The following is a 24,442-nucleotide window of genomic DNA, read 5'->3' as shown; positions in this document are numbered from 1 at the left end:
GTCGTGGACGGCTAGTGCGAATGGGGTTTGCGGTTCGGTTGGCCGTTCGGCCGACTCTCGCGGCGCAAAAAGGCAACGCCTTGTATCCCATCAGACGCCCCGGCGCTATGCGCGGAACGCTGTTCCGGACGGGCGTTTGGCGAAGAATGCGCCTTGCCTCCGGAGCGGCTGCGAGGAGCTGCCTTCGGGCCACTGCCGGGCCTTCCGTCGCCCTGCTTGGCGGCACTGTGGTGGCGCCCGTCCGCATGCCTTTCGTCGGCACGGCGACCGTCAGCGTGGCGTCCCTCACCATGCCTTGCGCCTTGCGGACGCTGGCCCGGGCGGCCCGGCCGACCCTGTCGTTGCTGCTGCGGGGGAGGGCCCGCATCGCGGCGGCCGGCGTCGGTGCGGCGATCCTCACGCGGCAGCGCCACTTTGATCAGCCGCTCGATGTCGCGGAGATAGGCGAGTTCCTCGCCGCCTGCGACCAGCGAGATCGCGGTGCCCTCGGCACCCGCGCGCGCGGTGCGCCCGATGCGGTGCACATAGGTCTCCGGCACGTTGGGCAGATCGAAATTGATGACGTGGGTGATGCCGTCGACATCGATGCCGCGGGCGGCGATATCGGTGGCGACCAGGGTACGGATCTCGCCGGTGCGGAACAGAGCGAGTGTCCGTTCGCGGTGGTTCTGCGACTTGTTGCCGTGGATGGCGCTGGCGGGGATGCCGGCCTTCTCGAGCGTCTTCACCACCTTGTCCGCGCCGTGTTTGGTGCGGGTGAAAACCAGCGCGCGGTTGACCTGCTCCTGCTTCAACAGCTGGGCGAGGAACGCCGGCTTGGCGGAGAAGTCGACCTGGATGATGCGCTGCTGGATGCGCTCCACGGTCGAGGAGACCGGGGTCACCGCGACGCGGGCGGGGTCGCGCAGCATGGCGTCGGCCAGCTCGGCGATGTCCTTCGGCATGGTGGCCGAGAAGAACAGCGTCTGCCGCTTGATCGGCAGCTTGGCGACGATTTTGCGGATGTCGTTGATGAAGCCCATGTCGAGCATGCGGTCCGCCTCGTCGAGCACGAGGAATTCGACGCTGCCAAGCTTCAGTCCGTTGCTCTGCACGAGGTCGAGCAAACGACCGGGGGTGGCGACCAGCACCTCGACGCCCTGCATCAGCGAGCGGACCTGACGGCCCATCGGCACGCCGCCGATGGCGAGCGTCGAGGACAGGCGGATGTGACGGCCATAGGCGTTGAAACTGTCGAGGATCTGGCCGGACAGTTCGCGGGTCGGCGACAGCACCAGGACGCGGGTCGTCTTCGGCTGCGGCTTGATGCGATTCTCGAGCAGGCGGTGCAGGATCGGCAGCGCGAAGGACGCGGTCTTGCCGGTTCCGGTTTGGGCGATGCCGACGACGTCGCGGCCGGTCAGCGCGGTCGGAATTGTCTGGGCTTGGATGGGGGTGGGGGTGACGTAGTTCTCTTCGGTGAGAGCACGGGCGATGGGCTCGGCGAGGCCGAAATCCTGAAACGAAGTCAAAAGATGGGTTCTTTCCATGTCAAAAGCGGGCGCCCGGCGCATTCGGCGCGGCGCGCGCAAAAGGGTGTCGAGTGGGACACCTGCGTGTTTGGGGTGTCGGATGGCTTGATGGGATGGGGCAAGCCAGACGCCCGTAAGGGCTTAAGAACACGCGGCTCGCAACGGTCTCCTGATTCGCAAGAGACCTCGACCTCATATGGAACATTGAGGCGGCGCTTTCAAGGCACGCCCCACAGAAACGGCGATCGCGGTGCAGAAATAGTTATGCCGGAAATTTAGCCAGAGTGACAAATTTGCTCAGAAAATAACCTGCCTGCCGCATTCGCATACATTAGAGTTGCTCAATGTTTAGGCGGCGCGGCCTGTGCGATACTTCGTTTTCTGTCAATTTCACCAGCAAAAACAATCGGTTGAAGGGTGTCTAATCCATGGCACAGTTCTTGCGAATCCGTTAATCGCAGGCGGCCGTTGGGGCCGCAGCGTTTTTCACGTCTGCGTCAGGGAGATGAGACACTCATGCATAGCAAATCCACTCACGATATAGCGGCGCCATTTAGCCGCCGTGGCGTTCTCGCCGCGACCGCCGGACTGATGCTTGGTCTGGCTTCCATTTCTGGTGCGAAAGCCGCGGACGACACCATCAAGGTCGGCGTGCTTCACTCCCTCTCCGGCACCATGGCCATCAGCGAAACCACGCTGAAGGACACCATCCTCTTCCTGATCGACGAGCAGAACAAGAAGGGCGGCGTCAACGGCAAGAAGCTCGAAGCCGTGGTCGTCGATCCCGCTTCGAACTGGCCGCTGTTCGCCGAGAAGGCGCGCGAGCTGATCACCAAGGACAAGGTCTCGGTCGTGTTCGGCTGCTGGACCTCGGTGTCGCGCAAGTCGGTGCTCCCGGTGTTCAAGGAGCTGAACAGCATCCTGTTCTACCCCGTGCAGTACGAGGGCGAGGAGAGCGAGCGCAACGTGTTCTACACCGGCGCCGCGCCGAACCAGCAGGCAATCCCCGCCGTCGACTATCTGATGAAGGACGAGAAGGTGAAGCGCTGGGTGCTCGCGGGCACCGACTACGTCTATCCGCGCACCACCAACAAGATCCTGGAAGCCTATCTGAAGTCCAAGGGTGTCGCCCAGGAAGACATCATGATCAACTACACGCCGTTCGGTCATTCCGACTGGCAGACGATCGTGGCCGACATCAAGAAGTTCGGCTCGGCCGGCAAGAAGACCGCTGTGGTCTCGACCATCAACGGCGACGCCAACGTTCCTTTCTACAAGGAGCTCGGCAACCAGGGCATCAAGGCGAAGGACATCCCGGTCGTCGCGTTCTCGGTGGGTGAGGAAGAACTCGCCGGCATCGACACCAAGCCGCTGCTCGGCCATCTCGCCGCCTGGAACTATTTCCAGTCGATCAAGTCGCCGGAGAACGAGAAGTTCATCAAGGCGTGGCAGACCTACACCAAGAATCCGAAGCGCGTGACCAACGATCCGATGGAAGCGCACGTGATCGGCTTCGACATGTGGATCAAGGCGGTCGAGAAGGTGAAGTCGACCGATCCGGACAAGGTGATCGATGCGCTCCCCGGCATCGAAGCCAAGAACCTGACCGGCGGCACCTCCAAGATGCTTCCGAACCATCACATCACCAAGCCGGTGTTCATTGGCGAAATCAAAGCCAACGGCCAGTTCGACGTGGTGTGGAAGACCCCGGGTCTTGTCGCGGGCGACGCCTGGTCGAAGGAGCTCGACGGCTCCAAGGACCTGGTCGGCGACTGGGTCGGCAAGAAGTGCGGTAACTTCAACACCAAAACCAACAAGTGCCTCGGTTCGGGCTCCTGATCCGGATCTGACGCTCCATTGCACGATCGGAGAAGGCGGCGATCCCGCCGCCTTCTCCACCCTTTTCTGCCGGGGTCTTTCACAGTGCCAGCCAATTTGTCCGCCCGCCTCTGTTCGCTCCTGCTCTCGTTCTTCCTGATCGCGTTCGCACTGCCGGCCTTGGCCGGCCCGTTCGAGGATGCGGTCGCCAAATTCGCCAACGACGATTATTCCGACACGGAGGAGGCGATCGGCGTGGTCGCAAGCAGCGGCAATACGCTGGCCTTTCCGATCATCAGCGCGCTCCAGGACGGCCGGCTCATGGCCGACCCTGATAGCAAGAAGGTTTACGTCAGCGGCACCGACGGCAAGTCGATCGATGCCACGACCGGTCAGGCCGTGGCCAGCGTGCCCGACAGTGCGAGCGCGGTCCGCCTCAACAACCGCCTTCGCCGCAGCGTCGATGCGGCGATCGGCAGCCTGACGCTGCAGTCACCCGACATCGGAGCGCGGCTCCAGGCCGCGCAATCCGTCTTCAAGTCGCATGAGGAGACGTCGCTCGAAGCGGTCGATGGCGCGCTCGCCAAGGAAACCAACCGATCCGTCAAGGCTGCGCTGGGCGACGCCCGCGCGGCGATCCTGTTGTTCAAGCCGGATGCCACCGAGCTCGAGAAGCTCGAAGCCGTTGCCACCATCAAGGCGCGCGGCGACCAGGAGGCGATGGCGCTGCTGACCGGCATGGGCGACCAGCCGGCCTCGGTGACCAAGGCTGCCGCGAGCGCAATCGGCTCGATCCAGAGTTCGCTCGCGGTCTGGTCGATGGTGCAGAATGCCTGGTACGGCCTCTCGCTCGGTTCGGTGCTGCTGCTTGCTGCGATCGGGCTTGCCATCACGTTCGGCGTGATGGGCGTCATCAACATGGCCCATGGCGAGATGGTGATGATCGGGGCCTACACCACCTTCGTGGTGCAGGAGGTGATCCGTACCCGCTATCCCGTCCTGTTCGACTATTCGCTGCTGATCGCCGTGCCGCTCGCCTTCCTGGTGGCCGGCGCGCTCGGCGTCGTGATCGAGCGCAGCATCATCCGCTTTCTCTATGGCCGTCCGCTGGAGACGCTGCTGGCGACCTGGGGCCTGTCGCTGGTGCTGCAGCAGGCCGTGCGCACCATGTTCGGCCCGACCAACCGCGAGGTCGGCAACCCCTCCTGGATGAGCGGCGCGTTTGAGATCGGCCAGATCACGGTCACCTATAACCGGCTCTGGATCCTTGTCTTCACGCTCGCGGTGTTCGTCATTCTGCTCGCGATGCTGCGCTACACGGCACTCGGGCTCGAGATGCGCGCGGTGACACAGAACCGGCGCATGGCGGCTTCGATGGGCATCGCCACTTCGCGGGTCGACGCGCTGACTTTTGGTCTCGGCTCGGGCATTGCGGGCATCGCCGGCGTGGCGCTGTCGCAGATCGACAATGTCAGCCCCAATCTCGGCCAGAGCTACATCATCGACAGCTTCATGGTCGTGGTGTTCGGTGGCGTCGGCAATCTCTGGGGCACGCTGGTCGGCGCCTTCACGCTCGGCATCGCCAACAAATTCCTGGAGCCGGTCGCCGGCGCCGTGCTCGGCAAGATCGCCATCCTCGTTCTCATCATCCTGTTCATTCAAAAACGGCCGCGCGGCCTGTTCGCGCTCAAGGGCCGCGCGGTGGAAGCATGACCCCTCACATGCTGACGCGATCGCTGGACCGCGGCGCGACCATCTTCCTTGCCATCGTCGTGGCCTGCGGCATCCTCATCCCGCTCTCCAACCTGCTGCTGCCCGCAGGTTCGTTCCTGCAAGTGCCGACCTATCTCGTCGCGCTCTGGGGCAAATATGTCTGCTACGCGATCCTGGCGCTCTCGATCGACCTGATCTGGGGCTATTGCGGCATCCTCTCGCTCGGTCACGGTGCCTTCTTCGCGCTCGGCGGCTACGCGATGGGCATGTACCTGATGCGGCAGATCGGCAGCCGCGGCGTCTACGGCAATCCGATTCTGCCGGACTTCATGGTGTTCCTGAACTATTCGAAGCTGCCCTGGTACTGGTACGGCTTTGACATGTTCTGGTTTGCCGCGCTGATGGTGCTGATCGTGCCGGGCCTGCTCGCCTTTTCCTTCGGCTGGCTCGCCTTCCGCTCGCGCGTCACTGGCGTGTATCTGTCAATCATCACCCAGGCGATGACCTATGCACTGCTGCTCGCCTTTTTCCGCAACGATTTCGGCTTCGGCGGCAACAACGGCATGACCGACTTCAAGGACATCTTGGGCTTCAACGTGCAGGCCGAGGGCACGCGTGCTGCGCTGTTCGCGCTGAGCTGCCTGGCGCTGATCGCCGGCTTTCTGATCTGCCGCGCCATCGTCTCGTCCAAGCTCGGCAAGGTGCTGATCGCCGTGCGCGATGCGGAATCGCGCACGCGCTTCCTCGGCTACCGGGTCGAATCCTACAAGCTGTTCGTGTTCACAGTGTCGGCCTGCATGGCCGGCGTCGCCGGCGCGCTCTATGTGCCGCAGGTCGGCATCATCAACCCGAGCGAATTCGCGCCGGGCAATTCGATCGAGGCCGTGATCTGGGTCGCGGTCGGCGGCCGCGGTACGCTGGTCGGCGCCGCGCTCGGCGCCGTCGTCGTCAACTACGCAAAGACGTTCTTCACCTCCGGCATGCTCGCGCCCTACTGGCTGTTCATGCTGGGTGCCATGTTCATCCTGGTAACGTTGCTGCTGCCTAAGGGCATCGTCGGCACTTTCAACGCCTGGTGGGACTCGTCGAAGGAAAGGCGCGACGCCGCGACCATTGCGAGCGCCGCGGCCGAAGACGGCGTCACCCAACCCAAAATGGCGGAGGAGGCGCAATGAACGTCATGGACACCCGCGCGACCTCCGCAATGCTGTATCTCGACGGTGTGCACGTCTCGTTCGACGGCTTCCACGCCATCAACAACCTCTCGTTGACGCTCGAGCCCGGCGAGATGCGCGCCATCATCGGCCCGAACGGCGCCGGCAAGACCACGATGATGGACATCATCACCGGAAAGACCAAGCCCGACGAAGGCACCGTGCTGTTCGACGGAGTCACCGATCTGACGCGACTGGACGAGACCCGCATCGCCGAGCTCGGCATCGGCCGTAAATTCCAGAAGCCGACCGTGTTCGAGAGCCAGACCGTGCAGGACAATTTGCTGCTCGCGCTCAATGTCGACCACAGCGTCAAGGGTACGCTGTTCTGGCGCGGCAGCCGGGCGGAGGCCGAGCAGATCGACAAGGTGCTGGAGACGATCCGCCTCACCGATGCCCGCAACCGTCTCGCCGGCAGCCTCAGCCACGGCCAGAAGCAGTGGCTCGAGATCGGCATGCTGCTCGCCCAGGATCCGAAACTACTGCTCGTCGACGAGCCCGTCGCCGGCATGACCGACGTCGAGACGCATCTCACCGCCGAGCTGCTCAAGGAAATCAACAAGACCCACACCGTGATGGTGGTCGAGCACGACATGACATTCGTGCGCGAGCTCGGCGTCAAGGTCACTTGCTTGCACGAGGGTACCGTGCTCGCGGAAGGCACCATCGACCAGGTCTCGTCCAACGAGCGGGTCATCGAAGTTTATCTGGGGCGCTGAGCGATGCTTGAGGTCAAGGACATCAACCTGTTCTACGGCGCGGCGCAGGCACTACGCGGCGTGTCGATTGCGGCCGAGCCCGGCAAGGTCACCTGCGTGCTCGGGCGCAACGGCGTCGGCAAGACCTCGCTCCTGCGTGCCATGGTCGGGCAGTACCCGATCTCCTCGGGCGCCATCGTGCTCGACGGCAACGATATCACGGGCCTGAAACCCTATGAGCGCGCGCGCAAGGGTATCGGCTTCGTGCCGCAGGGGCGCGAGATATTTCCGCTTCTGACGGTCGAGGAGAATCTCAAGACCGGCTTCGGGCCGCTCAGGCGCGAGGACAAGCACATTCCGGACGACGTGTACTCCCTGTTTCCGGTGCTGCAATCCATGCTCGGACGGCGTGGCGGCGATCTCTCCGGCGGCCAGCAGCAACAGCTCGCGATCGGGCGCGCGCTGGTGATGCGGCCGAAGCTGCTGCTGCTCGACGAGCCGACCGAGGGCATCCAGCCCTCGATCATCAAGGACATCGGCCGTGCCATCTCGTACCTGCGCAATCTCGGCAACATCGCCATCGTGCTGGTCGAACAATATCTCGACTTTGCCTGCGAACTCGGCGACAGTTTTGCGGTGATGGATCGCGGCGCGGTGAAGTTCACCTGCGACCGCTCCAATCTCGACGCGAGCGAAATCAGCCGCCAGATGGCGCTGTAGGCCATTCTGCCGCGACCGGCTGGGGGGCGGATGCGCAGCGACGTTCTAACGGCATCTTCGGTGTTCGACGCCAACCGTGCCCGCGGCGCGGTGCGCTTCGACGTCCACGCGCGCGACGGTGTGACACGTCGCGGGATATTGCATGAGTCCGGCTCCCTGCGCGTGCGCTTCCCTTCGCCGGAGGACGAGGGGCTCTCCGGCGTGTTCGTCAACACGGCCGGTGGTGTCGCCGGCGGCGATCGCTTCGACATCGAGATCGCTGCCGCAGATGGTTCGAAGCTGACGCTGACGACGGCGGCCGCGGAAAAGGTCTATCGCGCGCCCGGTCAGGCGGCGGAGCTCAATATCGCACTGAACGTTGCCGCAGGCGCACATCTCGGCTGGCTGCCGCAGGAGACGATCCTGTTCGACCGCGCGCGCGTGCGTCGTCGCTTCGACATAGACCTCGATGCGACTGCCTCGCTCCTGCTGTGCGAGATCGTGGTGTTCGGCCGTACCGCGATGGGCGAACGGATGGAGCAGGGTGAGTTCGTCGATCGCTGGCGGCTGCGTCGCGGCGGCAAGCTAGTGTTCGCCGAGACCGTCAGGCTCGACGGCAATATTGGCGCAAAGCTTGCGCGATCGGCGGTGGCCAGGGGCGGCGCTGCGATTGGCACGGCGCTGATCGTGCCCGGCGACGAGGCCCTGATCGAGCGCATCCGCGAGGCCTCGGAATCCTTCGCCAGCGAGGTCGGGATATCCGCCTGGAATGGCTTTGCAATGGCGCGGTTCTGTGCCCAAGATGCGGCGCGTCTGCGCGCAGACATGATGACCGTGCTGGCGCGCACCGGCGCGGCGCTGCCGCGGCTCTGGTTGAATTGACGAAGTGAACGGAAGAGATTTCGTATGAACCTGTCTCCTCGCGAAAAGGACAAGCTTCTGATCTCGATGGCGGCGATCGTGGCCCGCCGCCGGCTGGATCGCGGCGTCAAGCTCAACCATCCGGAGGCGATCGCGCTCATCTCCGATTTCATCCTCGAAGGCGCGCGGGATGGCCGCACCGTCGCCGAGTTGATGCAATCGGGTGCGCAGGTTCTCACCCGCGACCAGGTGATGCCGGGCATTCCCGAGATGATCCACGACATCCAGGTCGAGGCGACGTTTCCGGACGGGACCAAGCTCGTCACTGTGCACGAGCCGATCAGGTAGGAGCGAAGCATGATCCCCGGCGAACTCTTCATCCAGGACGGCGAGATCGAGCTCAACGCCGGCCGCAAGACGGTGACGCTGACGGTCGCCAACACCGGCGACCGCCCGATCCAGGTCGGCTCGCACTACCATTTCTTCGAGACCAACCCGGCCCTGAAGTTCGACCGCAAGAAGGCCCGCGGCATGCGCCTCGACATCGCCGCCGGCACCGCGGTCCGCTTCGAGCCCGGCCAGACCCGCGACGTCCAACTCGTCGCGGTGGCCGGCAAGAAGACCATCTACGGCTTCCGCGGCGACGTGATGGGGAAGCTGTGAATTCCACAGGAACGAGCGTGGCGCGGCATGGTTGAGGCGAAAACGGAGGACTTTGCCATGCTGTCACCTGTCCGCCTCGTCTCCGAAGCCGCCGAACTCGCCGCGCGCCGTCACAACGGCATGGCGCGCAAGGGCCGCGGTCATGAGCCTTACATCAACCACCTCGCCGAGGTCGCGAACCTGCTTGCGACCGCGACCGACGGCGCCGACGCCGAACTGGTTGCAGCCGGCTGGCTGCATGATGCGATCGAGGACACCGACACCACGCGCGAGGAGCTCGCGCAAAAATTCTCCGACCGTGTCGCGTCGCTTGTCGACGAGTGCACCGACGATATGAGCCTGTCGAAGCCGGAGCGGCGGCGGCGTCAGGTGCTCGACGCACCGAAAAAATCGGCTGGCGCCAGGCTGATCAAGATCGCCGACAAGATCAGCAATATCGGCGCGCGCGTACATTCGGATCCGACGGCCGAGGAACGTGACGATCTCGTCGATTATACCGACTGGGCCGAACAGGTTGTCGCTGGTTGCCGCGGCGGTAACTCTTGGCTCGATACGACCTTCGACGACATGGTGCTCACAGCGAGAACCTCTCTGTGAGCACCGATCCAGAATTCAAACGCAAACGGGGCTTGTGATGTCCGTCAAAATAAAGCGTTCCGTCTATGCCGACATGTTCGGCCCGACCACCGGCGACAAGGTGCGGCTGGCCGACACGGATCTCATCATCGAGGTCGAGAAGGACTTCACCAGCTACGGCGAGGAAGTGAAGTTCGGCGGCGGCAAGGTGATCCGCGACGGCATGGGCCAGTCGCAGGTCACCAACAGGCAGGGCGCGGCCGACACAGTCATCACCAATGCGCTGATCGTCGATCACTGGGGCATCGTGAAGGCCGACGTCGCGATCAAGGACGGCATGATCGCCGGCATCGGCAAGGCCGGCAATCCCGACATCCAGCCCGGTGTCACCATCATCATCGGCCCCGGCACGGACGTGATCGCGGGTGAAGGCAAGATCCTCACCGCGGGCGGCTTCGACAGCCACATCCATTTCATCTGTCCGCAGCAGATCGAGCACGCGCTGATGTCGGGCGTCACCTCGATGCTAGGGGGCGGCACCGGCCCCTCGCACGGCACGTTCGCCACCACCTGCACGCCGGGGCCGTGGCACATGGGGCGGATGATCCAATCGTTCGACGCATTCCCGGTCAATCTCGGCGTCTCCGGCAAGGGCAACGCCTCGCGGCCCGCCGCGCTGGTCGAGATGATCAAGGCCGGCGCCTGTGCGCTGAAGCTGCACGAAGACTGGGGCACCACGCCTGCCGCGATCGACAATTGCCTGTCGGTCGCCGACGACTACGACATCCAGGTGATGATCCACACCGACACGCTCAACGAATCCGGCTTCGTCGAGGATACGATCAAGGCGTTCAAAGGCCGCACCATCCACGCCTTCCACACCGAGGGCGCCGGCGGCGGTCACGCCCCCGATATCATCAAGGTCGCAGGGCTGAAGAACGTGCTGCCGTCCTCGACCAACCCGACGCGGCCCTTCACGCGCAACACCATCGACGAGCATCTGGACATGCTGATGGTGTGCCACCACCTCGATCCCTCGATCGCGGAAGACCTGGCGTTCGCCGAAAGCCGCATTCGCAAGGAGACCATCGCGGCCGAGGACATCCTGCATGATCTCGGCGCGCTCTCGATGATCTCCTCGGACTCCCAGGCCATGGGCCGCCTCGGCGAGGTCATCATCCGGACCTGGCAGACCGCTGACAAGATGAAGAAGCAGCGCGGTTCGCTGCCGCAGGACAAGGGCAAGGAGAACGACAATTTCCGCGTCAAGCGCTACATCGCCAAATACACGATCAATCCCGCGATCGCCCATGGCGTTTCGAAGCTGATCGGCTCGGTGGAGAAGGGCAAGCTCGCCGATCTCGTGCTGTGGTCGCCGGCCTTCTTCGGCGTCAAGCCGGATTGCGTCGTCAAGGGCGGCATGATCGTCGCCGCTCCCATGGGCGATCCCAACGCCTCGATCCCGACCCCGCAGCCGGTGCATTATCAGCCGATGTTCGGCGCCTTCGGCAAGGCGCGCACCGCGTCCTCGGTGGTGTTCACCTCGAAGGCCGCCATCACCGGCGGCCTCGCGCGTAAGCTCGGCATCGACAAGAAGCTCTATGCGGTCCAGAACACCCGCGGAAAAATCTCGAAGAAAAGCATGATCCACAACGACGCCACGCCCAATATCGAGGTCGATCCTGAGACCTATGAGGTCCGCGCCGACGGCGAGCTTTTGACCTGCGCCCCCGCCGAGGTGCTGCCGATGGCGCAGCGATATTTCATGTACTGAAATAGCGCCTCAACGCATGTCCCAGGACCATGTCCTGGTCGCATATCCGGGAGCGGCTTTTCCGGGTTTTGCGTTCGATCCCGCCTGGTCTAAGGTCCCGCCCGGTATCTGAAGCCCAGAAGAAAAGCCGGGAGGATTTCTCGTGATCTACGTCGTCGCCACCTTGACCATCAAGCCTGAAACGCGCGCCGAATTCATTGCAGCCGCCACCGCCTGCATCAAGGAGACGCGGAAAGAGCCCGGCAATATCGCCTATGATCTGCATGAGAGCGTCACCGATCCCGCCAAGATGGTGTTCGTCGAGCAGTGGGAGAATGCCGAGGCGCTGGTGCCGCATCGCGCCATGGAGCACATGAAGACGTTCGGCCGCGTCGCGGTGAAGTGTTTTACGGCGCCGCCGAAGATCGAAGTGATCACGCCCGAGAAGGTCGAGACACGGTAACGGGGTAAACGCGGATGATCCGGGCGACGCAGGTCAGGGGACAACACCGCTTCGCGGAAGCGCCGGCGGATACGGTCGTGCTCGATTTCGACGATCGGCACCGCCGCCGCATGGCAATGACGGGGACGCGGGGACTCGAGTTCCTGCTCGACCTGGAGAATGCCGTCGCGCTGCGCGGCGGCGATGCGCTGGTGTTGGAGGACGGCCGGCTGGTCGAGGTGGTCGCTGCGCCCGAGCCGCTGCTCGAGATCCGCGGCCACGATCCGCACCACCTTATTCGTGTCGGCTGGCATCTCGGCAATCGCCATCTGCCGACGCAGATCATGGCCAAGAGCCTGCGCATCCGCCGCGACCACGTCATCGAAGCCATGGTGAAGGGCCTCGGCGCGCGCGTGATCGAGATCGAGGCGCCGTTCGATCCCGAAGGCGGCGCCTATGCGGATGCCGGACATGCGCATGGACACGACGACCACGCGCATCACGATCACGGCCACGATGATCATCACGGTCATGATCACCATCATGATCATGCCGCACATGGCGACGGTCACGATCACCATCACCACCACGACGAGCATTGCGATCACCCGGACCATCACCACGGCCACAAGCATGCTCATGACCACAAATGAGCCGGTCGCGGCCCGCGACCTCGCGGAGTGCGAGGCGGCGGCGCTGTACCGGTTGATGACCTGGCTGTCGCCGGCGTTTCCCGTCGGGGGCTTTTCCTACTCCAGCGGCATCGAATGGGCGGTCGAAGCCGGTGACATCAACGACACCGCGTCGCTGGCGGACTGGCTCGATGCGATGCTTCGCGATGGCTCTGGCTTCTGCGATGCGACGTTTCTGGTCCACGCCTATCGCGCCACTGAAGCGGGCGAGGGCGACACCTTGGGCGATATCGCCGAGCTCGCCGCGGCCTTCGTGCCGTCGCGCGAGCGGCAGCTGGAGACGACATCGCAGGGCCGTGCCTTCATCGACATCGCCCGCGCCGCGTGGGATGCAGACGGGCTGGATGCGATGGTTGCGGCATGCCGTACGCCACTGGTCTATCCCGTTGCCGTTGGCGTGGTCGCTGCGATGCACGGCGTGCCGCTGGCGCCGACGCTGCACGCCTTCCTGCATGCGCTGGTCTCGAACTGGATTTCCGCGGCCAGCCGGCTCATTCCGCTCGGCCAGACCGACAGCCAGCGCGTGCTGGTGAGGCTGGAAGCCGCGGTTGCCGCGACGGCGAATCGTGCGCTGAATGCGACATTGGACGATGTCGGCGGCGCGACGTTCCGCGCCGACCTCGCCAGCGTGCGGCACGAGACGCAATATACGCGGCTGTTCAGATCTTGAGCGGGTTCGTCGCTTTCACTGTCGTCCTGGCGAAAGCCAGGACCCATAACCACGGGTGCGCGTGGTTATGCACAGATGTGGCTGCAGCGTGCCGTGACAATCGGATTCAGTGGTAACGGGTCCTGGCTTTCGCCAGGACGACGATAGGAAAAAAAGCAATGGCTACATCTCACGGCCCCTTGCGTGTCGGCATCGGCGGTCCGGTCGGATCGGGCAAGACTGCGCTGATGGACCTGCTCTGCAAGACCATGCGCGAGCGCTACGACATCGCCGCGATCACCAACGACATCTACACCAAATGGGATGCGGAATTCCTGGTACGCTCGGGCTCGCTGACGCCGGATCGCATTGCCGGGGTCGAGACCGGCGGCTGCCCGCACACCGCGATCCGCGAGGACGCCTCGATGAATCTCGCCGCGGTGGCGGATATGCGCGCCAAGTTTCCCGGACTCGATCTCGTGCTGATCGAATCCGGCGGTGATAACCTCGCTGCCACTTTTTCCCCGGAGCTCGCCGATCTCACCATTTACGTCATCGACGTGGCGGCCGGCGACAAGATCCCGTCCAAGGGCGGCCCCGGCATCACCCGGTCCGACCTCCTTGTCATCAACAAGATCGACTTGGCGCCCCATGTCGGCGCCTCCCTGGAAAAGATGGAGACGGACGCCAGGCGGATGCGCGGCGAGCGGCCGTTCGTCATGACCAACCTGAAAAAGAGCCAGGGGCTGGACCGCATCATCGGCTTCATTGAGGCCAAAGGCGGCTTGAAACGGGCCGGCTGACCGGCGCGACGACCTAACGCAGGCGTTTCCCCCGTTAACACCGTGGGCAGAGCCGTGTCCGCGGAACAAATTTCGGTCACGGCAATTGATTACCTCCGGTGCCCGGAGCAAATCCAACTCGGCCGGACCATCGGCGGGCCGATTTAAGCTTCTCAGGCGACCAAGTTGCGTACCGATGCCTCCTCCTTCATTATCTCGGCGATTGGGGTTCACCCTGTTTCGGCACGTGCCCGTTCGAGCGGCGTCCATATGCTCCGTATTTATTGCCGACCTCCTGCTTTCGCCTGAGTAGTCGCGTGGTCCGGCTGGGTTTCATCATCGGCTTCATTGCTCTTCTCGGGGCCTTGCTCTCCGGGCTTGCGGCTTATCGCGTCCACGACCAGGAGCTGGCGCTGGACCGGATCGCGCTGGCGCGCGCGATCGATGTCCATGCGAGCCTGGTCCAGGACCGGCTCACCGAGCGCGAACTGCTCGCGCGGGTTGCCTCCGGCCTGTTCCGGGCGCCGTCGGTGCTCAAGCCCAACATGCTCGAGCCGCTGCGCTCGGCCATCTACGCCTTCAAGACCGATTTCGTGGTGGCGGGCTGGGTCGCCCGCCTGAAGCCGAACGAGCTTGCCGCAGCACAAGCCGCGATCGCGAGCGCCGGCTTCCCCAATCCGCGAATCCGCAGCTATGAGGACAAGCCGATCGATCCGGCAGGTGTCACCCAGCCGATCGATGTGCTGATGGATCTCGAGCCGCGCAGCAACGAGACCAAGGGGCTGCCCGGCCGCAGTTACGACCAGGATCAGGTGCGCGGCGCCATGCTGGCGCGCGCCAGAGTGGAGAAGAGGTCGGTTGCCTCAGAACCGGTTGCCCTCCTGCGTGGCGACGGGTCGATCGGCATCATTGTGGCGGCTCCCGTCATCCCGGAGGGCGCGACGGAGCCGGCGGGCTTCATCACATTTTCCTATGAGCTCTCTTCCCTGATGCTGACCAACGACGACATGTCGTTGTTCGCGGTTGCGCTGAAGGATCCGCGCCGGGAGGGTGGCGAGTTGGTCGCCAACGATCAAGGCGTGGTCTCGGCCCGCCCGACAGCGGCCGATGGGCCGGCGCCGTCGGCGACGCGCACGGTGAGCTTCGGTGGTCGCGACTGGCAGCTCGGCTATTACGCCAAGACCAATTCGGCGCGCCGCGCCGAGCAGACTGCGATCATCGTGGCGGCGATCGGCCTTGCGATCACCGCGATGGTGTGCGGCCTGTTCGGCTATGTCGCCTACAACAATTTGCGGCTCAGCCGGGAAATCCAGGTCAGAATCGGCTTCGAGCGCCGGCTGACGGCTGTCATCGACGAGCTCAACCATCGGGTCAAAAACATCCTGGCGGTGATCCAGTCGATCGTGACCCGCACGCTGCGCCATGGCTCCGACATCGATGTCGCGCGCGAGCTCCTGATCGGCCGCATCCACGCCATGTCCAACGTCGTCTCGCTGCTCAGCGAGAGCCAGTGGCAGGGTGTCAAGCTGAAGGGCCTGTTCGAGGCGCGCGCCATCCCGCATGCCGACCGCATTGCCGTCACCGGTCCTGATATCGCAGTCAGCGCGCGCGCGGCGCAGAGTCTGTCGCTGCTGTTCTTCGAGCTCGCCTCGCACTCCGACGAGGGCCTGTCGCTTGTCGGCAAGCATCCGCACATCACTGCCAATTGGACGGTGACGAACGAGGGGTCCGGCGAGGTCTTCTATTTCCGCTGGGAGGAGTTCAACACCAGCGAAGCGACGCGCCGCCCCGATTCCGACTTCGGCCTGATCCTGCTCGACCGCGTCGCGCCCGAGGCGCTCGGCGGCACCGCCAAGCGCTATTTCACCGATGTCTCCTATGTCTACGAGCTGACCGCGCCGATGGAGACGGTCGAGGACATGACCGAGCGCGACCGCACCGACAAGCTGTCAGCACCGATCCGGCCTGCGCGGTAATTCGAGGCTAGCTCTTCGGCCGCAGCACGAGGTCAACCAGGGTCCGCGCGTAGGCCGGCGTGATCGGCGCGATGCCGAAGACGTAGCGGTAGAACAGGCTGCCATAGATCGCGTCGTAGAGATCCTGGGGCGGTGCTTCCGCCAGAATGCTGCCGTCGTTCTGGCCCGCGGCGATCATCTCGATCAGCGCGTCGCGGCGGAATTGCAGGTAGCGGGCGTAGAACAGCTCCGCCGAGCCGGTCTTGGAGATGCATTCGGAGATGACGGCGAGCTGGACCTTGCCGAACTCGCCCTGGAGGGCTTCGGCATAGGCGGCGGCATGGCGGCGTGCGCGCGCGGCGGGGCTGCCCGAGCTTGCATGCGGCAGCGGCAGCATCTGCGCGGCATGGTGAAGAAAGGCGTCGATCAGCAAGGCTTCGCGCGACGGCCACCATTTGTAGATCGTCATCTTGGAGACGCTGGAGTGGCGCGCGATCGCGTCAATGGTGGTGGCGGCAAGGCCGGTAGTGGCCATCAGCGCATAGGCGCTTTGGAGAATGGCGTTGGTGGTCTCGATCGACCTTGGCCGGCCGCGCCGGGGCGCGCCGTCGGCTCCCTCATCCCCGCCATTCGCCATCACCACGCCCGGCCTCCCCATGCAATCCGCTGCCGCTCCGCATAGCCCAGCCGTAATGGCCGGCCTAGGGGAATCGGAAGGTGCCGGGTTAGGCCTGTTGCCGCAAGGCCGCGGGCAGGTCCTGCCGCTTCGACCAGGCGATGTAATATGCGACCGCGGCCATCGCCGCGAAGCCGGCCAGGCTCACGGCAATCTGCATCACCACCAAATTGGCGCCGGTGATCAGGATGAGATGGCCGGCAAACGACAGGAACACGCCGACGCAGAACACCGCGAGCCATTCCTCGCCGCATCTGATCACCGCCTGAAGCGGCTTCAGTCGCAGGCCGGGATGATCGGCCGGGACGAAATATGTCGCGAGGAAAGCGAGCGCGAGGAAGTGGACCACGCGATAGGGGGCGAGGTCTTCCTTGTCGGTCGGCGTGATGGTGTTGAGCGCGATATCCGGCAAATAGGCCGCTAGCGTCGGCGAGTGTCGCATCAGCGTGATTGCCATCGCGAATACGAGATAGGCGCCTGCGAGCACGCGCAGCCAGGACAGGCCATGCAGCGCGCGGCCCGACGTGCCGGTCACGGCAAACCAGCCGCCCAGCACCATCAGCATCTGCCAGCAGAACGGGTTGAAGGTCCACTCCTGGTCCGGATAAACCCGGAAATTCCAGCCGAACCAGCGCGCCGCAACGTACAGCGCGACCGACGCCGCCAGCGTCAGGTTCGGACGCCGCAACAGCCCCCACAGCGCGAGTGGAAGGAGGGCCATCAGCGGGATCATCAGCTGAAGAAGATCGAGGTTCAGCGGCTCTTCCTGAAGCACCAGTCCGCGTATCAGGATCCGCAGCGGATGCTCGATGATGCCCGAGATGTTGTATTCGTTGATGATCTCGGGCGCCATCGATTGCGAGGCGACATAGGCGATGGCGTCGATGTAGATCACGAACAGGACGACATAGGCGGCGTAGAGCCGCCACATGCGCTGGAAGATGCGCGTCGCCGCGACGACGTAGCCGCGCTCCAGGGCGATCTTGCCGTGAATGATGGCCATGCCATAGCCGGCCACGAACACGAACAAGTCTGCGGCGCCGCTGAAGCCGAAATTGCGCAGCGTCAGCAAATTGACGACGTTGTTCGGGATGTGGTCGACGAAAACCGACCAGTTGGCGATACCGAGCGTCAAATAGAGCCGGGGGTCGTGTTGAAATGCGGCGAGGTTCGCCTGGACGGACGGTTTCATCGAAAAAATGGCTTTTGGAATCAGGGGCGCTGCTTTTAGCGGCAACCGCCTGCCTATCCGAGTAGCGTTTGCGTGATGGCGCAGGCAAACGGCGCGAAATTGGCGCGGGGCCGCCGGTGCCGATTGGATAGGCGCGTTCGCGGGACCCGTGACGAAATTTTCTAACCCGGTAGCTGCTACTCGGCAGGCTCAGCCGAGGCCTCGTCGGGTACGCCGGCGCGGCTCGCCATGAGTCCGAGGGCGACGCCGCCGATCGCCAGGATCGGCAACAGCCGCTTGATCCCGATGGCGCGAACGATCTGGAGACCGGTGGCGAGCAGCATGGGGTCCGCGAGCATGCTCGAGGCCGCCGATTTCGTGGCGCGCTCGGCCGCGATATGAGCTTGCTTGCGCAGCTGCCGTTTGTAGACCCAATAGCTCACCGCCGCGGTGAGGGTCAGCAGAAAGAAAATGCCCGCACCGGCGAGGCAGGCCTGCACCGGACCATATTTGTTGAGCACCGAAATGAATGCCGCCGCGCACAGGAAGCACGTGGTGATGAAGAGTGCGAACGCCGCGCCTGCTGCCAGCGAGGTCAGCCGCACAGTGGTGCCGGTGGATGCGCTGATCCCGTCGATGATGCGCTGAAACATGGTCTTGCTCCTCAGATCCCCACAAGCCGGCACCGGCGGCGCCGCTGCGCCACCGTCTCGATACCCGTTCGCGATCTCAGCGACGCCAGACCGCGCCGATCAGGAAGCCGATGCCGAGCGCAAGCCCGACGGTCGCGAGCGGCCGCTGCGTGATCGCGTCCTCCAGCGTCTCCTCGATCGAGCCGTAGGCCTCCTGTGCCGCGCCCATCATCGCGCTGCCGCGTTCCGACATGTCGTCGATCGCGGAATCCACGTTTTCGCGCGCTTGGCTATAGCCGCGGCGGGCTTGCTTGCTGGAGGAGTTGGCAAAAGTATTGAGCGCGTCGGTGATCTGATCAGTGAGGGCGGCGATATCGCTTTTCACGGCTGCTACATCCTTCTCGAGGCGTTCTCTGGTGGCTTTGTCGGTCCAGTCTCTCATCCCGGCTTCGGCATTGGTGGTGGACATCAGGGGCTCCGGGCTGTTGACGGTTGAGACAGCCGGGAAACGTTTCGTCGTGGTGTAAGTTCCGTTCACGGAAACCGGTCAGTCCTGCGGGAGCTGCGGCGAATCCTCAGGCAACAGATGCTCCTTCAGGATCAGGGCGACGATCAGCAGCGGCGACGACAGGAACGCGCCCATCGGGCCCCACAGCCAGGTCCAGAACGCCAGCGCCAGCAGCACCGCGAGCGCATTGAGCGCCAGCCGCCGGCCGATGATGGTCGGCGTGACGAAATGTCCCTCCAGGAAGGTGATGCCGCCAAAGGCGAGCGCCGCCATCAGGCCGCCGCTGACGGTCGGGAAGGTGACCAGCCCCACCACGACCAGAATGGCGAACATGGCCACCGGTCCGATGATCGGAATGAAATTGAGGGTGGCCGCCAGCGCGCCGAGGCCAGCCGGATTGGGCATTCCGGTGAGGGCGCAGACGATTCCGGCGGCGACGCCGACGCCGACGTTGATCAGGGTCACAGTCAAAAGGTAGTTGCCGAGATGGACCTCGATCTCGTTGAGGATGCGAAGCGTGCGCAGCCGTGCGTCGTGATCGCTGAAGGTCATGATCATTGCCCGTCGCAGGTCGCGCCAGCTGGCGATGAACAGGATCAGGGTGACGAAGAACAGCAGGAATTCGGTAAAGGTCGGTGACAGGAATTCAATCGTTGGCTGCACCCACTCGAATTTCGGCATCTGGAAGCTTGGCAATCCCTCCGAGCCGCCGAGCATCGTCTGCAGCTCTCGCCACAGCGCCAGCGGCCGGTCGAACACGTGGACCTTGTCTTTCAACTGCGCGCCGAGTTCGGGCAGGCGCGAGCTCCATTCCATCGCCGGCGAGGCGATCAGCGCGACGATGAAGCCGACCACGGCGGTCACCGCGAACACGATCAAGACGGCGGCAAGCCCGCGCGGCACTTTCCGGTACTCCAGAAAGGTCGCTGCCGGCGAGAGCATCGTGCCGGTGACGAACGCCATCACGACAGGCAAAAAGAACGCCTTTCCGACATAGAGCACCGCGACGATTGCGATGAGGAGCAGTCCGGCGAGCGAGAAGGCGACGAGTTCGGTGCGGCGGATCACCGGCGGGAGTTCGCCGTGGCTCTCGGGAAGCGGAGTGCCTTCGCCATTGCCGGGAGTCATACGTTCACTGGGAAGGACGCGCACAATACCTCTCCGGCACGGAGACTTCAGTCCTCGCGCCCATGACCAGGGGAGAACGTCCTCGCGCCCTGCGGGTTCCATCGCGGCTTCGCGAAGAAGCGCTCGCTTGACTCTGACGTCGCTGCTGCATCCCGCCGCGGAACTTGTAGCGGTTGGACCGCGTTGAACAAACCAGCGCATCACCCTGATGCAGGCATCCACACGGGGCAGCACATGACGAAGTTCTCTGCAGTCCGACGCCGCTTATCGCAGCGCCGCATCACCGCTTTTGCCTTTGCAACCGCTTTGCTGGCAGTGCCGTTCGGCGCCGCAAGCGCACAGACGCTGGGCTACACCTATCCGCAAGATCAGGCTTACCCGCAGGACCAGGGCTATTCGCAGGGTTATGCGAGCCCAAGCTATGCGAACCAGGGCTATGCGAACCAAGGCTATGCAAGTCAGAACGCGCAAGCGCCCGACGAGGATGCCGCGCTGCCAGATCGCCTGCGCAGGCAGATTGTCAGCTTCGACCGCAGCGAGCCGGCCGGCACCATCGTCATCGATACCAACAATACTTACCTTTACTATGTGCTCGGCCAGGGCCGCGCGATCCGTTATGGCGTCGGCGTCGGCCGCGAGGGCTTCACCTGGTCGGGCGTGCAGAGCGTCAGCCGCAAGGCGGAGTGGCCGGACTGGCATCCGCCGGCTGAGATGATCGCGCGCCAACCCTATCTGCCCCGCTTCGTCGCTGGTGGCCCCGGCAATCCGCTCGGCGCGCGTGCGATGTATCTCGGGTCGAGCGAATACCGCATCCATGGCACCAACGATCCCACCACGATCGGGAAGTTCGTTTCGTCCGGTTGCATCCGCATGACCAATGAGGATGTCACCGACCTGTTCGGCCGTGTCAATGTCGGCGCCAAGGTGGTCGTGCTACCGAAGAACGCGCCGCTGATGGCGAAAGGCAGTGATTCCGTGCGCAAGCGCCCAGCCGTGACCGCGCTGCCCTCAGGCCGGCAGGCGCTGAACATTTCGAATTCGGCCGTGAACTAAGGGTCGAGTGAGGTCACATGAAGAGACGTTCGATCGGCAAACTCGCCGGGGGCGCGGCGGCGTTCGTCGCCATTGCCTCCTTCGGCCTCGCGCTGACGCCATCCGCCCATGCGGAGGACTTTTTCTCGGCGCTGTTCGGCGGCTTCCGCGGACGGCCGGCGCCCGAGATTCGCATGCCTTTCCAGACCGATGACACGCCGCGCTACGACCCGCCGCGCCAGCGGGCCTCCTACGGTGGCGGCACGGCCTATTGCGTGCGCGGCTGCGACGGACGTTATTTCCCGGCGCAGGGAAACGATTCCGAGAGCAAGGCGCAATCCTGCAAGAGCTTCTGCCCGGCCTCGGAGACCTCGCTGGTCTATGGCGGCAACATCGACGACGCGACGACGGATAAGGGGAAATCCTATTCCGACCTGCCTAACGCGTTCCGCTATCGCAATGAGATTGTCGCAGGCTGTACCTGCAACGGCAAGGATCCGGTCGGGCTCGCTCAGGTCAAGGTCGACGACGATCCCACCTTGCGCAAGGGCGACATCGTCGCGGGCGCGGACGGCCTGGTGGTCGCCAGCCGCAATGCCAACGACCGCCGCGGCGTCGCGATGAATTTCTCGCCGCTGCCCGACTCGGTTCGCGCAAGATTCCGCCAGGTGCCGGTGGTGGCGAAGGAATAGGCCTCAACGTCGTCCTGGCATTCGCCAGGACGACACCAAGAGTGTGGGCTATGCCGCCCGGATCTTGCCGAGGAAGTCGCTGACGTCATGGCCGAGCTGGCGGCTCTGGCTCTCCAGCATCTCGGAGGCGTGTTTCACGTTGTCGGCGGCAGCGGCAGCAGCGTCTGCATCGGATTTGACGCCGGTGATGTTGTCCGAGACGTTCTTGGTGCCCTGCGCCGCAAACTGGGTGCTGCGGGTGATCTCTTGGGTGGCCGCTCCCTGCTCCTGCACGGCGGCGGCGATTGCGGTCGCGACCTCGTTCACTTCGCCGATGATGCCGCCGATGGTCTGGATGGCGCTGATGGCGTCGGCCGCGACCTTCTGGATGTCGGCGATCTGCTCGGAGATCTCCTCGGTCGCCTTCGCCGTCTGGCTCGCCAGCGACTTCACCTCGGAGGCGACCACGGCAAAGCCGCGACCGGCCTCGCCGGCGCGGGCCGCCTCGATCGTGGCGTTAAGCGCGAGCAAATTGGTCTGCTGCGCAATGGTGTTGATCAGGCCGACGACCTCGCCGATGCGGCCGGCCGACTTTTGAAGTCCCTGCACGTGCCGTCGGTCTCGCGCGCCTGGGTCACGGCGCGGCTGGCGATGCCCGCGGCATGCGCGGCCTGCTGACTGATGTCGTTGATCGAGGCGCTCAGCTCTTCGGCGGCGGCGGCGACGCTGTCGACGCTCATGGAGGCGTCATTGGAGGCCTTGCCGGCGATCTGCACGCGGTCGTTGGTCTGCCGCGACACCGCGGAGAGATCGCCCGAGGTCTTGCGCATCTCGCCAGAGGCTTCGCTCAATTCGCCGAGCGTTTTGCGCACCGCGCCCTCGAACTCGCCGACATAGGTCTCGACCGCGCGCTGGCGCGCGGAGGCGCCCGCATTGCGTTCGCGCTCCTGCGCCTCGATCGTGAGCTTGTCGTTGGCCTGCTGCTTGAAGGTCTCCAGCGCGCCGGCAAGCGCGCCGATCTCGTCGTTGCGGTCGAGATAGCCGCTATCGACGGCAAGGTCGCCGCCGGCGACCTTCAGCATGGCGTCCCGGATGGTGTTGAGCGGAGTGATGACGCGGCGGCTGACCAGCATGATCGCGCCGACGGCAAGCCCCACGGCGAGCGCCAGCAGCGTAAGCTGCACGATCAGTGCGCGCTGTGCGGCGCCGCGCTGCTCCTGCGTGTGGATCTTGGCAGCATCGAGCGCACCTTCTGCCACTGTGACGGCGCTCGCCATACGGGCGACCGTGAGCGGGCTCCATTGGTTCGCCGTCATCTCGGGCTTCTCACCCTTGACCAGCGCGTCCGTGAGACGGTCGCGCAAGGCCAGATATTGCGGCTCGAAATACGAGGTCTTGGCGGAGGCCATCGCGGAGGCGAGCCCCGACGGCAACTGCATGCCGGACGTCGACAGCTCCAGCGCCTTCCACATCGCGCTCGTGCCGCCGACATGTTGGGTATAGGCGTAGCGGCCCTCCGTCGTGATCTTGCCGGCGGCCAGCCCGGTCGAGACGATCAGCGATGCTTCGCCTGCGGTGTTGCGGAGCAGCCAGGCGTTCTGCTTGATCGACAGCAGCTGGTCGATCGCGGCGTCCAGGTGATTGACCGTGGCGGCCAACGTGTTCGAGAGCTTGTCGAGCGTGTCGAGCAGGCCCTGCGTTGTCTCCATATATTCCTTGGGCAGACCGGCGCGGCGTTGGTCCTTCGGCTTGGCTACATCCTCCCAGAACTGCTTCTGCTCCTCGATCAGCAGCTTGTAGAGGCGCGCAAGCTCCGGTACCAGCGTGCCTGATTGCGGAAAGTCCATGGCCGGCAGCAGCTCGATCGCGCGCGCCATGGCGGGCATTTGGGCATCGCGCAGCGCGCGCAGATATTTCTCGATCTCGCCGTCCATCGGCTCGGTCGCATTCAGGAGGCGGACCGTGGTCGAGCGGTCGGTGCGCAGATTGTGCATCGCCTTGAACAGATCGGCGGACGTGTCGGCGATCTGCGAGATGCGGTTGGCGGTCTTCAGGCGATCCCAGGACTCGTAGGCGGTGAGCGAGAGCGCGATCACCACGCAGATCGACGTGATCGCGATCACCGCCTTCAGCAGCGCGGATACGGTCAGACGATTCAGCATCGAAGTCCCCCAATTCCCAATACAAAGTTCGTAAAGGCGCCCCGGCAACAGCAGAAAAAGGGGCCCGTCAGACAAGGCAATCGCATGCCGTTTGCGGCTCAGGGCCCAAACGGTTTCCGCATCTGAAAGGAAAAGGGTAAAGTTTTCAGCAGGCCGGCTGATCGTAGAAGTACGTATTTACTAGAAGTTGCAAAGGGTTGCGTCGATGGAACCAAGCCACGAGCTGCGCGTTAGGAGACTGTCAGCAATTTTGCCTAAAGGGGGGTCCTAGCGATGCTGGTCGGCGTACTCGTCACCTTTCTCGTCGTCATTCTCGTACTTTACCTCATCAACATGCTGCCGATGGACGGCCGCGCCAAGCAGATCGCGCGCGTCGTCGTCATCATCATCGGCATCGTCTCGCTGCTGAAATATCTGGCAGTGTTTTAGCCGGGCG

At 64.2% G+C, this 24,442-nt stretch carries 24 protein-coding genes and 1 pseudogene; 18 read left to right on the top strand and 7 right to left on the bottom strand.

Annotation, left to right across the window (positions count from 1 at the left end):
- Window positions 1–11: 11 nt before the first annotated feature.
- The gene (locus tag IVB50_RS02720; RefSeq protein WP_051112971.1) at window positions 12–1,553 is read right to left on the bottom strand and encodes a DEAD/DEAH box helicase; all 1,542 of its coding nucleotides are present in this window, start codon (window positions 1,551–1,553) and stop codon (window positions 12–14) included.
- A gap of 474 nt (window positions 1,554–2,027) precedes the next feature.
- Between IVB50_RS02720 and urtA the strand changes: the two genes are divergently transcribed.
- The 15 genes from urtA to IVB50_RS02645 all read left to right on the top strand — a co-directional run bounded on the left by urtA (window position 2,028) and on the right by IVB50_RS02645 (window position 16,047).
- Window positions 2,028–3,350, top strand: a complete 1,323-nt coding sequence (gene urtA / locus IVB50_RS02715; protein ID WP_026232789.1) for an urea ABC transporter substrate-binding protein — start codon at window positions 2,028–2,030, stop codon at window positions 3,348–3,350.
- An 84-nt stretch (window positions 3,351–3,434) separates the two neighbouring features.
- Window positions 3,435–5,042, top strand: coding sequence for an urea ABC transporter permease subunit UrtB (gene urtB / locus IVB50_RS02710; RefSeq protein ID WP_018454671.1), 1,608 nt, complete (start codon window positions 3,435–3,437; stop codon window positions 5,040–5,042).
- Window positions 5,039–6,217, top strand: a complete 1,179-nt coding sequence (gene urtC, locus IVB50_RS02705) for an urea ABC transporter permease subunit UrtC (RefSeq protein ID WP_026232788.1) — start codon at window positions 5,039–5,041, stop codon at window positions 6,215–6,217. The genes urtB and urtC overlap by 4 nt, the downstream gene beginning before the upstream one ends.
- The gene (urtD, locus tag IVB50_RS02700) at window positions 6,214–6,975 is read left to right on the top strand and encodes an urea ABC transporter ATP-binding protein UrtD (RefSeq protein WP_018454669.1); all 762 of its coding nucleotides are present in this window, start codon (window positions 6,214–6,216) and stop codon (window positions 6,973–6,975) included. The genes urtC and urtD overlap by 4 nt, the downstream gene beginning before the upstream one ends.
- A gap of 3 nt (window positions 6,976–6,978) precedes the next feature.
- Complete coding sequence (gene urtE, locus IVB50_RS02695) at window positions 6,979–7,674, top strand: urea ABC transporter ATP-binding subunit UrtE (protein WP_007599806.1); 696 nt, start codon at window positions 6,979–6,981, stop codon at window positions 7,672–7,674.
- A gap of 30 nt (window positions 7,675–7,704) precedes the next feature.
- Entirely contained in the window at window positions 7,705–8,535 is an 831-nt protein-coding gene (locus IVB50_RS02690; protein WP_018454668.1) for an urease accessory protein UreD, read from the top strand.
- Between the two features lie 24 nt (window positions 8,536–8,559).
- Window positions 8,560–8,862 (top strand): urease subunit gamma, encoded by a 303-nt coding sequence (locus IVB50_RS02685; RefSeq protein WP_018454667.1) that lies wholly within the window; start codon window positions 8,560–8,562, stop codon window positions 8,860–8,862.
- Between the two features lie 9 nt (window positions 8,863–8,871).
- Window positions 8,872–9,177 carry an urease subunit beta gene (locus IVB50_RS02680; protein WP_007599812.1) on the top strand — a complete coding sequence of 102 codons (306 nt, stop codon included), beginning with the start codon at window positions 8,872–8,874 and terminating at the stop codon, window positions 9,175–9,177.
- Between the two features lie 57 nt (window positions 9,178–9,234).
- On the top strand, window positions 9,235–9,774 hold the full coding sequence (locus IVB50_RS02675) for an HD domain-containing protein (protein ID WP_026232787.1): 540 nt from the start codon (window positions 9,235–9,237) through the stop codon (window positions 9,772–9,774).
- Between the two features lie 37 nt (window positions 9,775–9,811).
- Entirely contained in the window at window positions 9,812–11,527 is a 1,716-nt protein-coding gene (gene ureC, locus IVB50_RS02670; RefSeq protein WP_247294151.1) for an urease subunit alpha, read from the top strand.
- A 142-nt stretch (window positions 11,528–11,669) separates the two neighbouring features.
- The gene (locus tag IVB50_RS02665; protein WP_007599815.1) at window positions 11,670–11,969 is read left to right on the top strand and encodes a putative quinol monooxygenase; all 300 of its coding nucleotides are present in this window, start codon (window positions 11,670–11,672) and stop codon (window positions 11,967–11,969) included.
- A gap of 14 nt (window positions 11,970–11,983) precedes the next feature.
- The gene (locus tag IVB50_RS02660; protein WP_018454664.1) at window positions 11,984–12,601 is read left to right on the top strand and encodes an urease accessory protein UreE; all 618 of its coding nucleotides are present in this window, start codon (window positions 11,984–11,986) and stop codon (window positions 12,599–12,601) included.
- A complete protein-coding gene (locus IVB50_RS02655) occupies window positions 12,582–13,310 on the top strand; it encodes an urease accessory protein UreF (protein ID WP_018454663.1) in 729 nt (242 codons plus the stop codon). The genes IVB50_RS02660 and IVB50_RS02655 overlap by 20 nt, the downstream gene beginning before the upstream one ends.
- A 158-nt stretch (window positions 13,311–13,468) precedes the next feature.
- On the top strand, window positions 13,469–14,092 hold the full coding sequence (ureG, locus tag IVB50_RS02650) for an urease accessory protein UreG (protein ID WP_026232785.1): 624 nt from the start codon (window positions 13,469–13,471) through the stop codon (window positions 14,090–14,092).
- Window positions 14,093–14,388: 296 nt separating this feature from the next.
- A complete protein-coding gene (locus IVB50_RS02645) occupies window positions 14,389–16,047 on the top strand; it encodes an HWE histidine kinase domain-containing protein (RefSeq protein ID WP_018454661.1) in 1,659 nt (552 codons plus the stop codon).
- A gap of 7 nt (window positions 16,048–16,054) precedes the next feature.
- Here IVB50_RS02645 and IVB50_RS02640 read toward each other — a convergent pair whose 3' ends face one another.
- From IVB50_RS02640 to IVB50_RS02620, 5 genes are all read right to left on the bottom strand, one after another.
- Complete coding sequence (locus tag IVB50_RS02640; RefSeq protein ID WP_026232784.1) at window positions 16,055–16,684, bottom strand: TetR/AcrR family transcriptional regulator; 630 nt, start codon at window positions 16,682–16,684, stop codon at window positions 16,055–16,057.
- Window positions 16,685–16,751: 67 nt separating this feature from the next.
- Window positions 16,752–17,894: an OpgC domain-containing protein gene (locus IVB50_RS02635; RefSeq protein ID WP_018454659.1), complete on the bottom strand. Its 1,143-nt coding sequence runs from the start codon at window positions 17,892–17,894 to the stop codon at window positions 16,752–16,754.
- Window positions 17,895–18,070: 176 nt separating this feature from the next.
- The gene (locus tag IVB50_RS02630) at window positions 18,071–18,526 is read right to left on the bottom strand and encodes a hypothetical protein (RefSeq protein ID WP_018454658.1); all 456 of its coding nucleotides are present in this window, start codon (window positions 18,524–18,526) and stop codon (window positions 18,071–18,073) included.
- A gap of 76 nt (window positions 18,527–18,602) precedes the next feature.
- Window positions 18,603–18,974 (bottom strand): DUF883 family protein, encoded by a 372-nt coding sequence (locus tag IVB50_RS02625; protein ID WP_026232783.1) that lies wholly within the window; start codon window positions 18,972–18,974, stop codon window positions 18,603–18,605.
- A gap of 78 nt (window positions 18,975–19,052) precedes the next feature.
- Window positions 19,053–20,165, bottom strand: coding sequence for an AI-2E family transporter (locus tag IVB50_RS02620; protein WP_026232782.1), 1,113 nt, complete (start codon window positions 20,163–20,165; stop codon window positions 19,053–19,055).
- Window positions 20,166–20,375: 210 nt separating this feature from the next.
- On the opposite strand from IVB50_RS02620, the gene IVB50_RS02615 reads away from it, so the two are divergent.
- Complete coding sequence (locus tag IVB50_RS02615) at window positions 20,376–21,194, top strand: L,D-transpeptidase (protein WP_204513289.1); 819 nt, start codon at window positions 20,376–20,378, stop codon at window positions 21,192–21,194.
- A 17-nt stretch (window positions 21,195–21,211) separates the two neighbouring features.
- Entirely contained in the window at window positions 21,212–21,865 is a 654-nt protein-coding gene (locus IVB50_RS02610; protein WP_018454654.1) for a DUF2865 domain-containing protein, read from the top strand.
- 48 nt (window positions 21,866–21,913) lie between these two features.
- On the opposite strand, the pseudogene IVB50_RS02605 reads toward IVB50_RS02610, so the two are convergent.
- Window positions 21,914–24,006: pseudogene (locus IVB50_RS02605) on the bottom strand (methyl-accepting chemotaxis protein).
- A 273-nt stretch (window positions 24,007–24,279) separates the two neighbouring features.
- Between IVB50_RS02605 and IVB50_RS02600 the strand changes: the two are divergent.
- Window positions 24,280–24,435 carry a Thivi_2564 family membrane protein gene (locus IVB50_RS02600; RefSeq protein WP_007599832.1) on the top strand — a complete coding sequence of 52 codons (156 nt, stop codon included), beginning with the start codon at window positions 24,280–24,282 and terminating at the stop codon, window positions 24,433–24,435.
- Window positions 24,436–24,442 lie beyond the last annotated feature (7 nt).

Source organism: Bradyrhizobium sp. 87 (genome assembly GCF_023073015.1).
GTDB lineage: Bacteria > Pseudomonadota > Alphaproteobacteria > Rhizobiales > Xanthobacteraceae > Bradyrhizobium > Bradyrhizobium canariense_D.
This window is presented reverse-complemented; position numbering and strand designations above follow the sequence as displayed.